This window comes from Bacillus sp. 5w2 (assembly GCF_054353775.1).
Genome location: NZ_JBTIWT010000003.1, coordinates 346,020 through 361,395, shown reverse-complemented (window position 1 = coordinate 361,395; position 15,376 = coordinate 346,020). Strand labels below are relative to the sequence as shown.

Genomic DNA, 15,376 nt, shown 5'->3' with positions numbered 1-15,376 from the left:
TTGAGATGGATCTTCAAAAATTTGATGAGATGATTGATGCTGTACAACGAGCAACTTGTATACAAATTAGTGAAAAACAAAAAGAAGCTTTTAAACAAAAATATGATTTTGAACCGAAATTCGAATATGGACGAGATGAGAAAGGGCATTACGTCATTCGAACTTCAAAAAAGATGCTAGAAGAAATGGAATTTTATTTGGCATTGAAATATGATCGTGATGGAGTTGATCTTTATATGCAAGCAGAGATTGACGGTATATGTCACGTATCTGTTAGCTATAATGAAGATGTCCTACATTTACAAGAATTGTTTCAATTTCTAGAAGAAAATAAATAAAAGTCCTCATTTGAGGGCTTTTATTTATTTAGGTATATTTAATTTTTATAATTATAAGCTAGAAGCCCGGCGGCACCGTTCAATTGGGAATGGAATAACTTGCGCGATGTGATTAGGACCAAATTGTTTTGTACGAGCATGGCGTACTATATAAAATGCACACAGAATTGAAACAGGAATAGCACCGAACAAACCAAAAAATAAAGCGCTTACACAAGATGCGACAAAACCTAAAACACCAACTTCTAACTCTTCCATAATAGCTCCTAGAATAACAGGAAGTGCTCCACACGTAACCCCCAGTATAAGTGCGATAAGTAAACTCATGATTATCCCCCTCTGTTTGCGATATTCTTTTCCTTTTTAGTTAATTGTAGTATATCATATACAAAACAGAATTTTCAGAAAAAATTCAAAAAAAGTTCAATAAATGTTCAAAAAGTATTAAGAAATACACTTGAAAACTAGAAGGAGAAGATTGTTTTTGAACGGATGGATTCATACGTTTGAGAAAAATAAAAAATCAGGCTTATTTCATTTTTGAAATAAGCCTGTTCCATAGGAGGATGTATATATGTAGAGTGAATAAAAGGTTGGAAAAGGGGGTCCAAGTCCTTTTATTCAACTAACTACCTTAATAGATTGGAACCCAGCCTTCAGTTGTAACAAAAATACGAATAGCTACAACTTGGCGATCATCTTGCAAGGTAAAATAATGTCTTGCATTTTCAGGAACAGATATGAGATCGCCTGGCTCAAGTTCAACGTCAAAGAACTTCCCATCTTTTCCTTCAATAGCAAAGATGCCATGCCCACTAACAATAAAGCGAACTTCATCATCAGTATGATGGTGTTCTTTTTGGAAATTAATTAACAATTCATCAAGGTTAGGTGTGCTATCAGAAAGTGAAATGACATCATGTGCTTTATAACCTCGGCGCGCTGAAACATCAGCGATTTCTTTTGAAAACACAGCTAATATTTCAGCCTTGTTTTCATCTGTTAACGAATAATTTTCATTTAAATGAGTAGGAAGCTTAGAGATGTTCCATTTCTCATATAAAACGCCTTCCTCTTGTAGAAATTTAGATACTTCCACCTCATTTTCAATGCGAGTATTTATTTCATGAATACGAATTTGCGCCATTAGAAACGCCTCCTTGAATTGATAATAGTTTTATATGAAATTGGAATAAAAACTCGTAAGCCTCTAATCTTTTCTTTGCATCAAAGCTATCTCGTCCCCATACGGTAATACCATGGTTACGGATTAATACTGCTCCCGAGTCACCTTGTATATGCTTTCGGAAGTTTTCTCCAAGCGTTGGGATATGGGCATGGTTTTCAATAATAGGAATGTGAATTGTTGCATCTTCTTCCCAAATATCGAGAGCTTTAATAATTTCTTGATTTTGAAGGGTGACTACATCACCATATAAATTTGTGATGACATTGTTATCAGTTGTATGAACATGAAGTACGCACCCGGCATTCGTATTGTTATAAATATGTGTATGCAAGATTGTTTCTGCTGAAGGACGTAATTCAGTCTCTAATACGGGAACCCCTAGATAATCTACTAATAGAAAATCATCTGGAGTAGTTTTTGTTTTATCTTTACCACTTGCTGTAATGAGAAAAGTAAGTGGTTCATGACTAACCTTTATAGAAATATTACCACTCGTTGCTGGAAACCAATTTCGTGTTGTTAATTCTTTTTTTATCTCGCTTAAGTCATACCATTGACGAAACAGTTGTTTCATAATTTCACCTCCAACAAATGTTTTAATGCAGCTTGAACATCGTGAAATGTTTCAAAAGGTGTATAAGAAATATGATTTTCTTCACACTTTTTAATAAGGAAATCACGAGCGAACACTTTATCCGCTTGTTTCGCAGCTTGTAAATCAGTAATTGAATCTCCAATCACAATATGGAAGTCATTCGTATCACTTAATTTACGGATTAGTGATGATTTACATAATCCGCAATGATTTTGACAATGATGATCACAAGGATGAGGCCACTTAACGGTAATGTATTCACTTGAAAAATCTGTTTCATTACAGTAAATTCGCTCTTTTGGAATGAGTCCTTGTAAGAGTGGATAGACGAAGAAATCCATTCCACCTGATATAACGTAAAAAGAAATATTCTTTTCATTTACAAATTGTATAAATTCATGAAAACCACTACGGATTTCAGCAGTTTCTATTAAAAACTGAATCATATCATCGTGCAGATTAGTAGGTATTAATTGAAATAATTGAGAAACACCTTCTTGAATAGACAGCTCTTGTGATAAAATTCTATTCTTTACTTCTTCGGCTTCTGGTGGTGCGAATTTTTCCATAATGGACATAATGTTATCATTATTTGTAATCGTTCCATCGAAATCACAAAATACTTGAATACTCATAATTTCACCCCATGAGAAGGATTTCCCCATATTTGTAGTGCACTATGCAAATTTATGTCATTTACTTCATGGAGTGGTTTATTTTGCAAAGTAGCATCAATTGCAGTACGGAAAGCTTTACCGCCGCCCTGTGCTCCATTTGGATGTCCGTGTATTCCTCCGCCAGCATTAATAACAACATCTTTACCGAAATCTCGTAGAATAAAGGGAACGAAACCAGGGTGAATACCAGCAGACGGAACAGAAAAACTCTTCTTGAAAAATGCATCGTCTTCAGTTAAATGTTTTGAGATAGCAAGAACTTCCTCTTTTTCTAACGCAACACTTCCGTATGGAGATGGGAATAATGAAAAGTCAGCGCCAGCATAACGTAATAGCTTTCCGAGTAATAATGGAGATGAAATTCCATATAACTTTGATGCTGAGTAAGCACCACTTACAGCAGGGTGTGCCATAATAGGGACTGGGATTTCATCATCTTCTGCAAGTGATTGTAGTACATCTAGTCCGTAAGCAAATACGTTAAATAATAGAATATCAGCCCCAGCTTGCACTGCGCGTTTCGCATTTTCTTTTAAATCAAAAGTTCGTCCTGTTAAATTTACGGCATATAACGTTTTATGTCCGTATGTTTCATATACGGATCGTAAAACTTCTTTTCCAGATACAATGCGTTTCGTAAGAGGTGTTAATGTATTCTCAAATAATATTTCATCATCTTTTACTATATCTACACCACCAATTGCTTGATCGCGTAATTGCGTTTTTAAATACCCAATATTTCGTCCAATCATTCCTTTAAAAATACTCATTAAAAGGGGACGATCATGCACTTGTAAAAGGTTTCGAATACCATCTATGCCGAACTTTGGACCAGGAAAATGTTTTTTTAACTCGTCTGAAAAAGTTAAGTCAATTAATTTCACTTCGCCATCAAGTGATAGTTTTCCGAATGTAGTTGTTAAAATTGCTGGTAAGTCTGGACTGAAGTTTAATAACGGATATTCGATTTTAATAATCCCGCGTTTTACTTTTTTACGTAAATACGAATTGGTATGTTCTTGTTCAGCTAATTCCTCAACATGGATGACGTTACCTTTATGCTGTTTTAGTTGCTCTTGCAATAAGTGTGGCAAATGAGTCCAAGAGCCAATTGTTAAACCGAGTGCAATTTGCTCGGCCTTTTTTTCTAAGTTATGTGAATCATCATGGATTAAATACGTCGCTATAATTCCGCTCATTGTTATACCCTCCTAGTTAAATAAAAAAACCTCTCAGCTAAGGAGAGGTTTTTTTACAACCAGCTCCTTATCTGTCAGCGTAATGCTGCGAGAATTAGCACCGTGTCTACAATTATGTAGATCGGTTGCCGGGCTTCGTCGGGCTCGTCCCTCCACCTGCTCTTGATAAGAAGTATTTAGAAATGTTTAAATTTTTAAGATAACTGAATTTTGTCAGATATTTTTCATGTTGTCAATTATTTTTTGAAAAAATTTAATTTATCAATTCGATTAATGGCTTCTCGTAATCTATCTTCTGTATGCAAGAGACCAACGCGGACATAGCCTTCGCCGTGCTCACCAAATCCAACACCAGGAGCAACTGCAACGTGTGCTTTTTCTAGTAAAATATCAGAGAATTGCTCAGATGTATATCCTTCTGGTACAGGAAGCCATGCAAAGAATGATCCTGTTGGAATGTCTACATTCCAACCAATTGAGTGACAAGCTGAAATAAGAGCATTTCTGCGAGATTCGTAACTATTTACAAGATCTACGACGCAAGATTGTGAACTTAAAAGTGCTTCACGGGCAGCATCTTGAACTGCACCAAAAATACTAACATACATATGATCTTGTAATAAGTTAATTGTTTCAATGACACTTTCATTCCCTACGGCAAAAGCAATACGCCATCCAGCCATATTGAAAGTTTTCGATAAAGTGTAAATTTCAATTCCTGTATCTTTGGCACCGTCTGCTTGTAAGAAACTAACGGGCTTTTGACCATCAAACCCAATAGCACCGTAAGCAAAATCGTGAACAACTAATATATTATGTTTATTTGCAAAATGAATGGTCTCATCAAAGAAATCTTTTGATGCAGTAGCACCGGTAGGATTATTTGGATAGTTTAAAAACATTAATTTCGCACGCTCGGCAATAGAGTTATCAATTTTTGTATAATCTGGTAAAAAATTATTTTCTGCAATAAGCGGCATTGTTTCAAATTGTGCTTTTGCTAAAGCAACTCCTGATAAATAATCTGGATAGCCTGGATCTGGAACAAGAATAGTATCACCAGGGTTTGTAAAACAAACTGGTAACTCTACTAATCCAGCCTTTCCGCCAAACAAAATAGCAACTTCTGTTTTTGGATTTACTACTACATCATATTCACGTTGATAGAATGTTGCCACGGCTTCTTTTAAGCTTTCGTGTCCGCGAAATGGTGGATATTTATGATGAACGGTCTTTTCAGCAGCATTTTGTAAAGCTTTTACGATATGCTGCGGTGTTGGTTGATCTGGATTACCTTGACCTAGATTAATAACATCGTGACCAGCTGCAACGACTTTGTTAACTTTTGCAACAAGTGAAGCGAAAAATTGTGTTGGCAATGATGTTACTATCTCAGAAGGTTGAAATAATTTCATACTTTCCACCTCTTTTGAAAGTTGTTACAATTCTAGTGACAAATGATATAATCTTTCCAGTATTTTGTAAAGAAAAAATTATGAATGGGGCTGACAAAATGAAAGTCGCATGTATTCAAATGGATATTGTCTTTGGAGATGTAGAAAAAAATATTGAGAACGCTAAAAGTAAAATAAGCGAAGCGATGAAGGAAAGACCAGATGTTATCGTCTTACCAGAACTATGGACAACAGGATATGATTTAACAAGACTTTCTGAAATTGCAGATAGGGATGGATTGCAAACGAAAGAAAAGCTGAAAGAATGGTCGAAGCAATATGGTGTACATATTGTCGGTGGGTCTATAGCGAAGCAAGCAGAGCAAGGTGTTACAAATACAATGTATGTAGTAAACAAGGAAGGAGAACTAGTCAATGAATATAGTAAAGTTCATTTATTTCAGCTTATGGATGAACATAAATATTTAATCGCTGGAAATAGTACAGGTGAATTTAAGCTAGATGATGTTGAGTGCGCCGGCACAATTTGTTATGACATTCGTTTCCCAGAGTGGATGCGTGTTCATACTGCTAAAGGTGCAAAGGTTTTATTTGTTGTAGCAGAATGGCCATTAGTTCGTTTAGCACATTGGCGTTTGTTATTGCAAGCAAGAGCAGTCGAAAATCAGTGTTATGTTGTTGCATGTAATAGGGCAGGAAAGGATCCGAATAATGAGTTTGCCGGTCATTCTTTAATTGTCGATCCTTGGGGCGAAGTTGTTGTGGAAGCGAATGAAGAAGAATCAATTTTATTTGGAGAGCTTACATTCGAGAAAATTAAAGAAGTACGCAAAGGAATTCCGGTTTTTGCAGATCGTCGTCCAGAATTATACAAATAAAATGTTGACAAGTGATTTTTATTCTTGGTATAGTCTTCAACATAAAGTTAAAAATTTAAAAAATTATACAACTCTTATCAAGAGCAGGTGGAGGGATTTGGCCCGATGAAGCCCAGCAACCGACCGTAATACCATTGTGAAATGGGGCGTTTATTTACGCCAAAAGGCACGGTGCTAATTCCAGCAGAAAGTTTACTTTCTGGCAGATAAGAGGGGAGAAGATAAACTTCAAACCTCTTTCTTAGTGGAAAGAGGTTTTTCTGTGTTAGAAAAACCTCTGAATTTAAAAGGGGGAGAAGACGATGGGATATTATTCATTAACTGAAAAAACAGCTATACAATATGCAAAAGAACACGGTTATTTTGAAAAGAAAGCAAATGTAGTTTGTCATGAAATTGGAGATGGAAATTTAAATTACGTGTTCAAATTAGATAATGGAGAGAAGTCTATTATATTAAAACAAGCATTGCCATATGCGAAAGTAGTTGGTGAGAGCTGGCCATTGTCTATAAAAAGAGCAACGATTGAAAGCAAGGCACTGCAAATCTTTGCGAAGTATGTACCAGATTATGTTCCGGTAGTGTACAGTCATGATGAAGAGTTAGCGGTAACAGTCATAGAAGACTTATCAAGGTTAACAATTACAAGAAGGGGATTGATAGGCGGAGAAGAGTACCCACTTTTATCTCAGCATATCGGTCGTTTTCTAGCACATGTTTTATTTTACACCTCAGATTTCGGTTTGCAGTCAGAAGAGAAAAGGGTACTAGAAGGTACATTTGTAAACCCAGACCTTTGTAAGATTACAGAAGATTTAGTGTTTACAGATCCGTTCGGTCATTACGATACGAATGATTATGAGCCGGAGTTACAACTAGCGGTTGATGAATTGTGGAGTGACAAAACTTTAAAGTTAAAAGTCGCGCAATATAAATATAAATTTTTAACGAGAAAAGAAGCGCTTATTCACGGTGATTTACATACTGGTAGTATTTTTTCATCACCTTCTGAAACGAAAGTGATTGATCCGGAATTTGCAACATATGGCCCATTTGGATTTGATCTTGGTCAATTTATTGCAAATCTATTATTAAATGCTCTATCTAGAGAAGAAGAACAGAGAAATTTGCTATTTTTCCATATAGAGAAGACGTGGAGTTATTTTGTAGAAACTTTTACGAGGTTATGGATTGGAGAAGGTGTAGAGGCATATACGAAAGAAAAGCAATGGCTACCAATTATTTTGCAAAATATTTTTACGGATGCTGTCGGATTTGCCGGATGTGAGCTTATCCGTAGAACAATTGGCTTAGCACATGTAGCTGATTTAGATGAAATAGCAAATAAAGAAGCGAGAATTCAAGCTAAGAAACAAGCGCTATCCTTAGGTAAAGAACTAATAAAATATGAATCTAAGAGTGCTGATATTCAACTGTTCCGAACATTATTTCAACAGACGGTTTCTGGAGGGATAAAAGCATGAGTACAATTGTTACTATTCCGAGGTCTGTCAGTTGGAAAGGGGATGCTATTGCAGTATTAAATCAAACAAAGTTGCCGCATAGCACAGAATATAACACATTAACGACGATTGAAGAGGTATGGAAGAGTATTGTCATGTTAGAAGTGCGAGGAGCACCTGCAATTGGAATTGTAGCTGCATTTGGCTTGGCGCTTGCATCCAAAAAATATAACACTGTACATATGGAAGAATTTCAAAAGAAGTTTAATAGAGATTGTAATTATTTAGGAACATCACGTCCGACAGCAGTCAATTTATTTTGGGCAATCGATCGTATGAGAGAATCTATTCAAGATATTACTACAATAAAAGAAGCACAAAAAATATTAGAAGAAGAAGCGCTTCTCATTCAGCAAGAAGATGAAGCGGTATGCCGGAGTATTGGAGAACATGCATTAACATGCTTTAAAGACGGGAATAATATTTTAACAATTTGTAACGCTGGCAGTATTGCAACTGCTAGATATGGTACTGCATTAGCACCGTTTTATATTGGGAAAGAAAAAGGTGTACATTTACATGCGTATGCGTGTGAAACGAGACCTGTTTTACAAGGCGGACGTTTAACGACCTGGGAATTAAAACAGGCAGCTATTGATGTAACACTTATTACAGATAATACGGCAGCGCATGCTATTCAAACGAAAGAAATAAACGCGATTATTGTAGGAGCGGACCGAATTGTTGCAAATGGAGATACAGCAAATAAAATCGGAACAATGAATTTAGCGATATTAGCAAAGTATTTCGATATCCCGTTCTACGTTGCAGCTCCGTTATCTACGTTTGATATTACGAAACAAACAGGTACAGAAATTGTTATTGAAGAAAGAGATGAAACAGAAGTTACGAAAATTTTGGGGAAACAAGTGGCGCCAATTGGAACTGATGTTTATAATCCTGCATTTGACGTAACACCGAATGAATTAATTACAGGTATTATTACTGAAAAAGGAATTATACGTGGGGATTATAAGCGAGAAATTGCATCATTGTTTGAAAAAACAAGCTAATACATAATAGCTTGTTTTTTTATGCCTAAATATGTTCTTTTCTCTTATTTATATAATGAAAGGAGGCGAAAAAGATGGAAGAGTGGATCAAAATGATAGGTAATGTAGGGTTTCCCATTGTTGTAACATTATATTTACTCCATCGAATTGAAAGTAAATTAGATGGGGTAATTGTTGCAATAGAAAAGTTGCCGCGGGAATTACTACAGTATGACGATCCTCGGGATAAAAAATAAGGTTTGCTCTTCGTGAGCAAACCTTATTTTTTATCCCGCATTAATGGGCAGTAAGACCCCACCTTAAACTTCAGTGAAAGCAAAGAAGTTAGGTGGGGGATAAAGAAAACCCCCACTCAATAAAGTTTCACTTTATTGAGCAGTATAACCACCATCGATAACGACAGCTTGTCCAGTTATCCCTTTAGCTTTTTCACTTGCTAAAAACATAGCATAATCCGCGATTTCTTGTACTTGTAATAAGCGTTTTTGTGGTACAAGTGGATAAATGACATCTTCTAAAACATTTTCAAGTGGTACATTTCGTGTAGTAGCTAAATCTTGTAGTTGATTACGCACAAGAGGGGTATCGACGTAACCAGGACAAAGAGCATTTACAGTAATACCGTGAGTAGCGCCTTCTAAAGCGGCAACTTTTGTTAATCCAATTACGCCATGTTTCGCGCTATTGTAGGCAGCTTTTCCAGCGAATCCAACGAGGCCATTAATGGAAGCTACATTAATAATACGACCATATTTTTGCTTTTTCATAATCGGGAAAGCATGCTTAATTGCGATAAAAGGGGCGATTTGCATAATTTTAATAAGTAGTTCGAACTTTTCGGTTGGAAAATCTTCAATTGGTGACACGTGTTGCATTCCTGCGTTGTTAATTAATATATCTAATGAACCGAAATGATTAATTGTTTGAGAAATTGCAGCTGTAACTACTTCTTCAGATGTAACATCACATTTTAAACCGATAGCTTGATAGCCTTCTTTTTGTAATTGGTTAGCAGCTTCTATTGCACGTTCTTCAAGACGATCGGTAATAACAACTTTTGCACCTTCTTTTGCAAAAGCGTTTCCCATTTCATAACCAATACCACTTGCAGCACCTGTTAAAAAAACAACTCGATTCGTAACCATGGTGAAAAACATCCTTTCGTAATAAAGTTCTCATATTGCTCTATTTAGAGAGTGGATAATAAAAATCCTGCAAAGATTTGGAAAAATATCGCTAGCTATCTTGCTTTACAAAATAGTCCTTGCTATACTATTTTGTAAAGCAAGATACTTACGCTTGTCTATCTTGTAAAACAAGATAGTGGGAGGATTTGAGTTATGTCGACAAGTCAAATGCTGAAAGGGATTTTAGAAGGATGCTTACTTGCTATTATTTCTGAAGGTGAAATATACGGTTATGAAATGAGTGAAAAGCTAGCGAAGTATGGCTTTACCATGGCAAGTGAAGGAAGTATTTATCCGTTATTAATACGAATGCAAAAGGAAGGATTAATAACAAGTGTAATGAAGGAATCTCCATCTGGACCAAAGCGAAAATACTATACATTAACAGAAAAAGGCGAGGAAGCACTTAATGAATTTATGGATCGCTGGGAAGCGATGCAAAGTAGTGTAGAGCGTCTACTTGAGGGGAAGGGGAGAGAAAAATAATGCTATCCAGTGAAGCACGAAAGTTTTTATTAGATATGAGATTATTTTTAGCGGCAAAGAGTGTGAAAGAAAGTGACATCGAAAGCTTTATCGAAGACGCAGAACTTCATTTAATAGAAGGTGAGAGTGATGGGAAAAGCGTAGAAGAAATTTTCGGAAGCTCACCGAAAGAATATGCAAATGAACTTGTAAAAGTAATGGAAAGGGATAGACAGGAAACGTGGAAGCAAATTGGATTTACGGTAATGAATATCGTGTCGTTTTGGATTATTGCTTCCATCTTAATAGTGAATAACGGAGTTTTACAAATTTCACTTATTCAGTGCATTGGCTATAGTTTTACATTGATCGTAGCTGTAATGGGTCCTAATTTTCTACTTCGGAAAATGACCTTCGTAACAAGATTTACAAAAACATGGTTTTCTATGTGGTCTTTAGTCATGATTGCGCCAATGTTTTTAATAGGAGCTGTTAGTATATTAGATGTGATATATCCTACAAAAATGCTCACATTCACCGAAATGCAAAGTTATATATTAGCTGGAGGTATTTTTATTATCACAGTAGCGATAAATATGTATGTTGAAGGATGGTTTAAAAACTTATATTTAATTATTCCACTTTCTATTATGTTAGTGTTTAAAACATTTACATCTGAAGATCTCGTGCCAATGTTATTTCAAATTATATGTTTATATGGAAGTTTATTTATTTTAATTTTCCTTGAAATTATGATGAAGACGAATAGAAGAGAAACTGTTTAATAAGGGAGGGATTATTATGAAGATTTCTAAAGAAGGGGAAAAGTTTTTAATTGATACGAAAGTGTATTTAATAACAAAGGGAATGAAAGAAGAAGATGTGGATGCCTTTATAGAAGATGCAGAGCTTCATTTAATAGAAGGAGAGCAAGAAGGAAAGACGGTAAGTGATATATTTGGTGATTCACCAAAAGAGTATGCGGAAGAATTAGCGAAAGAGATGGAGAAGGATAAAGGCGGGAGTATAAAGACTATTTTAGGAATGATAATTGGGATAGGTGGATATTGGTTACTTACAAATATTTTATTTGAAAGTCCGAATCATGAATTTACATTAACGAATGTACAATTGATTGGGTACCCGATTGTTTTAATGATTACTATTGTGGGTATTATCTTTGCTTTTAAGATGTCATCATTTAAGAGTAAAATAAAAGAATTTAGCATTATTTATGTAGCAGCATTGCTACCAATTTTATTACTAGTATTATTAATGTTTATGAATAAATGGTATGGGACACCTGTATTACAATTAACTACTATGCAAAGTTATATACTAGCGGGAATGGTTTTATTAGTGCTGTTAATAGGTGAAGCGTATATACTTGGATGGATTGGAATACTAGCTGTTATCGTACCACTATTCATTATGTTTGTATTTAAAGAATTAGGGAAGAACAACTCATATTGGGGAATGCTAGAGCCTTTATTTCTGTACGGAAGTATATATGTATTAATGAGATGGTCTTTGAAAAATGAGGAGAAAAAAACTGTAAGCTAGCTTTATATTAATAGTGCACGAACTGAATCTTTTATTAAGGGGGGAACAAATATGCAAAGTATATTTCTAGGTATATTGTCTATTATATTTTAGGTTTAACGATTTTGGGGCTATATACTACCTTTTCGAAAAAGGTACATGATGACTATTTCAATACTTTATTAGATGACACATCGGGTTATGTTTTGTTCTTCGGTTTAATAGGAAAGTGGCTGCTTTGGATATGCAAAAAATTATTTCCAAAGAAATATTATATAGGGATTTTTAGAGGTGTTACGTTTATGTTTAGTTACCTATTTTTATTTCTAGCAGCCGGGATTTGGTTTGTGGATTGGAATAAGTTGTTTTAAACAGTAACAAGGTCGTTACTGTTTTTTTCTTTGTAATAAAGAGCTTTGTAAAGAGAGTGCTTTTTGTTCGTTTGTTATTAGGGACTGAATATGAACATTTTCTGGGCGCGGGACTATCGGATACATAAGGTTTGTTGGAGAGGGGTGGTGCTCCGAACCAGTTGGGGAATGAGGATCTGCGTGAGTAAGTTTTCCGTGAACACGTCTTGTAAATAAAATATGACCAATTTCATGAGCGAGCGTATATATGTTTTTTATGGGAGCAGCTGAATTTGTTAAAACGATATAACCAGTAAGTTGCTGCTGTTTTGCTAAAGAGTAAGCACAGGCAATTACTGCTGTTTCTTTGAAATAATCACTGCCAATATAACAAATATAAAGGTCGCATGCAGGAGCTTCATTTACACATGTTTGGAAAAAGGATGCTAATTTTTCCTGACTTTGAATAGAATCTTTATAACTAATTTCACGGTCAGAAAAACGGAAAATTTCATTTAAAACAATTACTTCTTGAATTTGAAATGTAATGGGGTGCCAAATTGACTCTGCAACTGCTAAATCTTTTGCAATACGGTCATCAGAAATATCAGCGCCTGGAGTAATGCAAATACATATATTGACGTATGGATCCATAAGGAACACCTCAACTGAAGAAATTCTTCCTATAATATATGTGGAAAAAAGGTACTATGTATGGATAAACGCCTTGTTTATTACGCGAATATGTAGATTAGAAGTCAAAAAAATTTCATAGTTCTATAACGTAGTGTGATCGTCTTTTTGATATAGTAAAGGAAAGGGGGAGAATATATGTATACATTAAAAATCGTTTCAGACAGAGAAGCTCTTTATCAATTTGCAAGTTATGTAAGAGTTGTGCAAGGGGTGGAAGATGTATATGTAGAGGTGGGAGAACCTTTATATGAACATCCATTAATGAAGTTTTATGTACATATTAAGCTGGAGGAAACATATGAGCAACATAAAGCGTTACAAGAAATAGCAAGATTAGTAGAATTAGGTCGTTTTACATATGTCCATTATCGTAATGATGAAATAGAAGAAGCTTTTGAAGCTGTAAAATATGAAAGTTTTAAGAAATAAAGGTGAAAAAAGGAGGCGAAAGCTTCCTTTTTTTCTTTAAAATTACATCAACAAAAGGAGAAAAATTTTGTTATGATAAGGGAGGGTGAGGAAAGGAGAGTTTACATATTGGGGTATATTGAAGAGTTACGCAAAGTCGTTGGTACAAGGCCGCTTATTCTAGTAGGGTCAGCAGTTATTATCTTAAATGATAATCAAGAAGTATTGCTTCAATATCGTTCAGATACATATGATTGGGGTGTACCTGGTGGCGCGATGGAGCTAGGAGAAACGACAGAAGAAACTGCTCGCAGAGAACTATTTGAAGAGACGGGACTCAATGCGAAAATTATGCAATTTATCGGGGTTCTTTCGGGAAAAGAAGTGTACTTCCAATATCCAAATGGAGATGAAATTTTTAATGTCATTCATCTGTATCAGGGGCATCATGTGAGTGGGGAAGTTAAACTTGATCATGAAGGATTACAGCTTCAATATTTTCCGGTAGATAAGTTACCGAATTTGAATAAAACAACAGAGAAGATTTTACAAAAATTCCTATACGCATTAACAGAATAGAAGGTTAATTCCTTCTATTTTTATTATATTAAATATTTTGATTTTTTAGTATGTTTATAGTATGATAGTTGTAGACATACATCTTATGGAATTTCACCTAAAAACTGACTAGGGTACATAAGAGAGGGGCAAGTGCAAAATGCATAATGTTGTTATTACAGCTGCAGTTCGTTCGCCAATTGGAACTTTTGGAGGAGCGCTAAAAAATGTAACGCCAGTAGAATTAGCTGTTCCTGTACTTCAGGAAGCTGTAAAACGAGGCGGGGTAGAACCACACGAAGTTGATGAAGTGATTTTAGGTCATTGCATTCAAAGAACTGATGAAGCAAATACGGCGAGAACGGCTGCATTAGCGGCAGGATTTCCTGACACAGTTACGGGTTATACAATCCAACGCCAATGTTCTTCAGGTATGCAAGCAATTATGTCAGCTGCAATGCAAATTCAATTAGGTGTAAGTGATGTTGTGGTTGCAGGTGGAGTAGAAGCAATGAGTTCAAGCCCTTATGCATTAAAACAGCACCGCTGGGGACAACGTCTACAGCACGGAGAAATTCGTGATACAGTGTGGGAAGTGTTAGAAGATCCAATCCATCATATTATGATGGGGGAAACAGCGGAAAACTTAGTTGACCAATATGAAATTACAAGAGAGGAACAAGATGAAGTTGCACTTCGTAGTCATACATTGGCACTAAATGCAATCGAGTCTGGATACTTTGACGATCAAATTGTTCCTATTACGATAAAAGAACGTAGAAAAGAAGTAGTATTTTCGAAGGATGAACATCCACGTGCAGATATTACAGCGGAAAAATTAGCAGGATTAAAACCAGCTTTCCGTAAAGATGGATCTGTAACGGCAGGGAATGCATCTGGCCTTAATGATGGAAGTGCTGTTCTTGTATTAATGAGCGAAGAAAAAGCGAAAGAAAAAGGCTTACAACCGTTAGCTAGAATTGTTGGATATTCAGTAGCTGGAGTAGATCCGAAAATTATGGGTATTGGACCAGCACCAGCGATTCGAAAAGGATTAGAAAAAGTAGATTGGTCATTAGAAGATGCTGATTTACTTGAAATTAATGAAGCTTTCGCGGCTCAATATTTAGCTGTAGAGAAAGAATTAGGTTTAGACCGTGAAAAAGTGAATGTAAACGGTAGTGGTGTAGGACTTGGGCACCCAATCGGTTGTACGGGAGCTCGTATTACGGTAAGTTTAATTCATGAATTAAAACGACGTGGCTTGGAAAAAGGAATTGCTTCTCTATGCGTCGGTGGCGGTATTGGGGTAGCATTATTTATAGAAGCACTATAAAAAAGAA

The 15,376-nt window shown here is 35.6% G+C and carries 19 protein-coding genes, 1 pseudogene and 2 riboswitches; of the genes and pseudogenes, 12 read left to right on the top strand and 8 right to left on the bottom strand.

Going from position 1 to position 15,376, the window contains the following annotated elements:
- Positions 1–5: 5 nt before the first annotated feature.
- Entirely contained in the window at positions 6–338 is a 333-nt protein-coding gene (locus ACXY7N_RS09235; RefSeq protein WP_016086458.1) for a DUF3909 family protein, read from the top strand.
- A gap of 51 nt (positions 339–389) precedes the next feature.
- Here ACXY7N_RS09235 and ACXY7N_RS09230 read toward each other — a convergent pair whose 3' ends face one another.
- From ACXY7N_RS09230 to ACXY7N_RS09205, 6 genes are all read right to left on the bottom strand, one after another.
- Positions 390–665, bottom strand: coding sequence for a hypothetical protein (locus tag ACXY7N_RS09230; protein WP_016086459.1), 276 nt, complete (start codon positions 663–665; stop codon positions 390–392).
- Between the two features lie 307 nt (positions 666–972).
- Positions 973–1,485: a 1,2-dihydroxy-3-keto-5-methylthiopentene dioxygenase gene (locus ACXY7N_RS09225; protein WP_016086460.1), complete on the bottom strand. Its 513-nt coding sequence runs from the start codon at positions 1,483–1,485 to the stop codon at positions 973–975.
- On the bottom strand, positions 1,463–2,101 hold the full coding sequence (locus tag ACXY7N_RS09220) for a methylthioribulose 1-phosphate dehydratase (RefSeq protein WP_016086461.1): 639 nt from the start codon (positions 2,099–2,101) through the stop codon (positions 1,463–1,465). The genes ACXY7N_RS09225 and ACXY7N_RS09220 overlap by 23 nt, the downstream gene beginning before the upstream one ends.
- Positions 2,098–2,757 (bottom strand): 2-hydroxy-3-keto-5-methylthiopentenyl-1-phosphate phosphatase, encoded by a 660-nt coding sequence (mtnX, locus tag ACXY7N_RS09215; RefSeq protein ID WP_016086462.1) that lies wholly within the window; start codon positions 2,755–2,757, stop codon positions 2,098–2,100. The genes ACXY7N_RS09220 and mtnX overlap by 4 nt, the downstream gene beginning before the upstream one ends.
- Positions 2,754–3,998: a 2,3-diketo-5-methylthiopentyl-1-phosphate enolase gene (gene mtnW / locus ACXY7N_RS09210; RefSeq protein WP_116363316.1), complete on the bottom strand. Its 1,245-nt coding sequence runs from the start codon at positions 3,996–3,998 to the stop codon at positions 2,754–2,756. The genes mtnX and mtnW overlap by 4 nt, the downstream gene beginning before the upstream one ends.
- 64 nt (positions 3,999–4,062) lie before the next feature.
- Positions 4,063–4,170: riboswitch (SAM riboswitch) on the bottom strand.
- Between the two features lie 64 nt (positions 4,171–4,234).
- Positions 4,235–5,413 carry a pyridoxal phosphate-dependent aminotransferase gene (locus ACXY7N_RS09205; RefSeq protein ID WP_016086464.1) on the bottom strand — a complete coding sequence of 393 codons (1,179 nt, stop codon included), beginning with the start codon at positions 5,411–5,413 and terminating at the stop codon, positions 4,235–4,237.
- A 14-nt stretch (positions 5,414–5,427) separates the two neighbouring features.
- Between ACXY7N_RS09205 and ACXY7N_RS09200 the strand changes: the two genes are divergently transcribed.
- The 4 genes from ACXY7N_RS09200 to ACXY7N_RS09185 all read left to right on the top strand — a co-directional run bounded on the left by ACXY7N_RS09200 (position 5,428) and on the right by ACXY7N_RS09185 (position 9,063).
- Positions 5,428–6,291 (top strand): carbon-nitrogen family hydrolase, encoded by an 864-nt coding sequence (locus ACXY7N_RS09200; protein WP_016086465.1) that lies wholly within the window; start codon positions 5,428–5,430, stop codon positions 6,289–6,291.
- A gap of 71 nt (positions 6,292–6,362) precedes the next feature.
- Positions 6,363–6,504, top strand: a riboswitch (SAM riboswitch).
- 89 nt (positions 6,505–6,593) lie between these two features.
- Entirely contained in the window at positions 6,594–7,775 is a 1,182-nt protein-coding gene (gene mtnK / locus ACXY7N_RS09195; protein ID WP_116363314.1) for an S-methyl-5-thioribose kinase, read from the top strand.
- Positions 7,772–8,827 (top strand): S-methyl-5-thioribose-1-phosphate isomerase, encoded by a 1,056-nt coding sequence (gene mtnA / locus ACXY7N_RS09190; RefSeq protein WP_488592367.1) that lies wholly within the window; start codon positions 7,772–7,774, stop codon positions 8,825–8,827. The genes mtnK and mtnA overlap by 4 nt, the downstream gene beginning before the upstream one ends.
- A gap of 74 nt (positions 8,828–8,901) precedes the next feature.
- Positions 8,902–9,063, top strand: a complete 162-nt coding sequence (locus ACXY7N_RS09185) for a YvrJ family protein (RefSeq protein ID WP_016135288.1) — start codon at positions 8,902–8,904, stop codon at positions 9,061–9,063.
- Positions 9,064–9,195: 132 nt separating this feature from the next.
- Here the strand turns inward: ACXY7N_RS09185 and ACXY7N_RS09180 are convergent, their stop codons facing one another.
- Positions 9,196–9,972 (bottom strand): 3-hydroxybutyrate dehydrogenase, encoded by a 777-nt coding sequence (locus ACXY7N_RS09180; protein WP_116363312.1) that lies wholly within the window; start codon positions 9,970–9,972, stop codon positions 9,196–9,198.
- A gap of 195 nt (positions 9,973–10,167) precedes the next feature.
- On the opposite strand from ACXY7N_RS09180, the gene ACXY7N_RS09175 reads away from it, so the two are divergent.
- From ACXY7N_RS09175 to ACXY7N_RS09160, 4 genes and pseudogenes are all read left to right on the top strand, one after another.
- Positions 10,168–10,500 (top strand): PadR family transcriptional regulator, encoded by a 333-nt coding sequence (locus tag ACXY7N_RS09175; RefSeq protein WP_116363311.1) that lies wholly within the window; start codon positions 10,168–10,170, stop codon positions 10,498–10,500.
- Positions 10,500–11,264, top strand: a complete 765-nt coding sequence (locus tag ACXY7N_RS09170; RefSeq protein ID WP_016086469.1) for a DUF1129 domain-containing protein — start codon at positions 10,500–10,502, stop codon at positions 11,262–11,264. The genes ACXY7N_RS09175 and ACXY7N_RS09170 overlap by 1 nt, the downstream gene beginning before the upstream one ends.
- A gap of 16 nt (positions 11,265–11,280) precedes the next feature.
- Positions 11,281–12,042: a DUF1129 domain-containing protein gene (locus ACXY7N_RS09165; RefSeq protein WP_016135285.1), complete on the top strand. Its 762-nt coding sequence runs from the start codon at positions 11,281–11,283 to the stop codon at positions 12,040–12,042.
- Between the two features lie 51 nt (positions 12,043–12,093).
- Positions 12,094–12,392, top strand: a pseudogene (locus ACXY7N_RS09160) (DNA-binding protein).
- Positions 12,393–12,407: 15 nt separating this feature from the next.
- Here ACXY7N_RS09160 and ACXY7N_RS09155 read toward each other — a convergent pair.
- Positions 12,408–13,025 carry an ImmA/IrrE family metallo-endopeptidase gene (locus ACXY7N_RS09155; protein WP_016086471.1) on the bottom strand — a complete coding sequence of 206 codons (618 nt, stop codon included), beginning with the start codon at positions 13,023–13,025 and terminating at the stop codon, positions 12,408–12,410.
- Between the two features lie 177 nt (positions 13,026–13,202).
- On the opposite strand from ACXY7N_RS09155, the gene ACXY7N_RS09150 reads away from it, so the two are divergent.
- The 3 genes from ACXY7N_RS09150 to ACXY7N_RS09140 all read left to right on the top strand — a co-directional run bounded on the left by ACXY7N_RS09150 (position 13,203) and on the right by ACXY7N_RS09140 (position 15,369).
- Positions 13,203–13,496, top strand: a complete 294-nt coding sequence (locus ACXY7N_RS09150) for a DUF3928 family protein (protein WP_000288327.1) — start codon at positions 13,203–13,205, stop codon at positions 13,494–13,496.
- A 108-nt stretch (positions 13,497–13,604) separates the two neighbouring features.
- Complete coding sequence (locus ACXY7N_RS09145; protein WP_033659765.1) at positions 13,605–14,054, top strand: NUDIX hydrolase; 450 nt, start codon at positions 13,605–13,607, stop codon at positions 14,052–14,054.
- A 139-nt stretch (positions 14,055–14,193) separates the two neighbouring features.
- Positions 14,194–15,369, top strand: a complete 1,176-nt coding sequence (locus tag ACXY7N_RS09140) for an acetyl-CoA C-acetyltransferase (protein WP_016086473.1) — start codon at positions 14,194–14,196, stop codon at positions 15,367–15,369.
- Positions 15,370–15,376 lie beyond the last annotated feature (7 nt).

Excerpts from the sequence above, each read along its gene's own strand:
- ACXY7N_RS09225 (WP_016086460.1), bottom strand. The coding sequence starts at position 1,485 with ATGGCGCAAATTCGTATTCATGAAATAAATACTCGCATTGAAAATGAG.
- ACXY7N_RS09165 (WP_016135285.1), top strand. The coding sequence starts at position 11,281 with ATGAAGATTTCTAAAGAAGGGGAAAAGTTTTTAATTGATACGAAAGTG.
- ACXY7N_RS09170 (WP_016086469.1), top strand. The coding sequence starts at position 10,500 with ATGCTATCCAGTGAAGCACGAAAGTTTTTATTAGATATGAGATTATTT.
- ACXY7N_RS09140 (WP_016086473.1), top strand. The coding sequence starts at position 14,194 with ATGCATAATGTTGTTATTACAGCTGCAGTTCGTTCGCCAATTGGAACT.
- ACXY7N_RS09230 (WP_016086459.1), bottom strand. The coding sequence starts at position 665 with ATGAGTTTACTTATCGCACTTATACTGGGGGTTACGTGTGGAGCACTT.
- mtnA (WP_488592367.1), top strand. The coding sequence starts at position 7,772 with ATGAGTACAATTGTTACTATTCCGAGGTCTGTCAGTTGGAAAGGGGAT.
- mtnX (WP_016086462.1), bottom strand. The coding sequence starts at position 2,757 with ATGAGTATTCAAGTATTTTGTGATTTCGATGGAACGATTACAAATAAT.
- ACXY7N_RS09235 (WP_016086458.1), top strand. The coding sequence starts at position 6 with ATGGATCTTCAAAAATTTGATGAGATGATTGATGCTGTACAACGAGCA.
- mtnK (WP_116363314.1), top strand. The coding sequence starts at position 6,594 with ATGGGATATTATTCATTAACTGAAAAAACAGCTATACAATATGCAAAA.
- ACXY7N_RS09155 (WP_016086471.1), bottom strand. The coding sequence starts at position 13,025 with ATGGATCCATACGTCAATATATGTATTTGCATTACTCCAGGCGCTGAT.
- mtnW (WP_116363316.1), bottom strand. The coding sequence starts at position 3,998 with ATGAGCGGAATTATAGCGACGTATTTAATCCATGATGATTCACATAAC.
- ACXY7N_RS09175 (WP_116363311.1), top strand. The coding sequence starts at position 10,168 with ATGTCGACAAGTCAAATGCTGAAAGGGATTTTAGAAGGATGCTTACTT.
- ACXY7N_RS09220 (WP_016086461.1), bottom strand. The coding sequence starts at position 2,101 with ATGAAACAACTGTTTCGTCAATGGTATGACTTAAGCGAGATAAAAAAA.
- ACXY7N_RS09185 (WP_016135288.1), top strand. The coding sequence starts at position 8,902 with ATGGAAGAGTGGATCAAAATGATAGGTAATGTAGGGTTTCCCATTGTT.
- ACXY7N_RS09205 (WP_016086464.1), bottom strand. The coding sequence starts at position 5,413 with ATGAAATTATTTCAACCTTCTGAGATAGTAACATCATTGCCAACACAA.
- ACXY7N_RS09150 (WP_000288327.1), top strand. The coding sequence starts at position 13,203 with ATGTATACATTAAAAATCGTTTCAGACAGAGAAGCTCTTTATCAATTT.
- ACXY7N_RS09180 (WP_116363312.1), bottom strand. The coding sequence starts at position 9,972 with ATGGTTACGAATCGAGTTGTTTTTTTAACAGGTGCTGCAAGTGGTATT.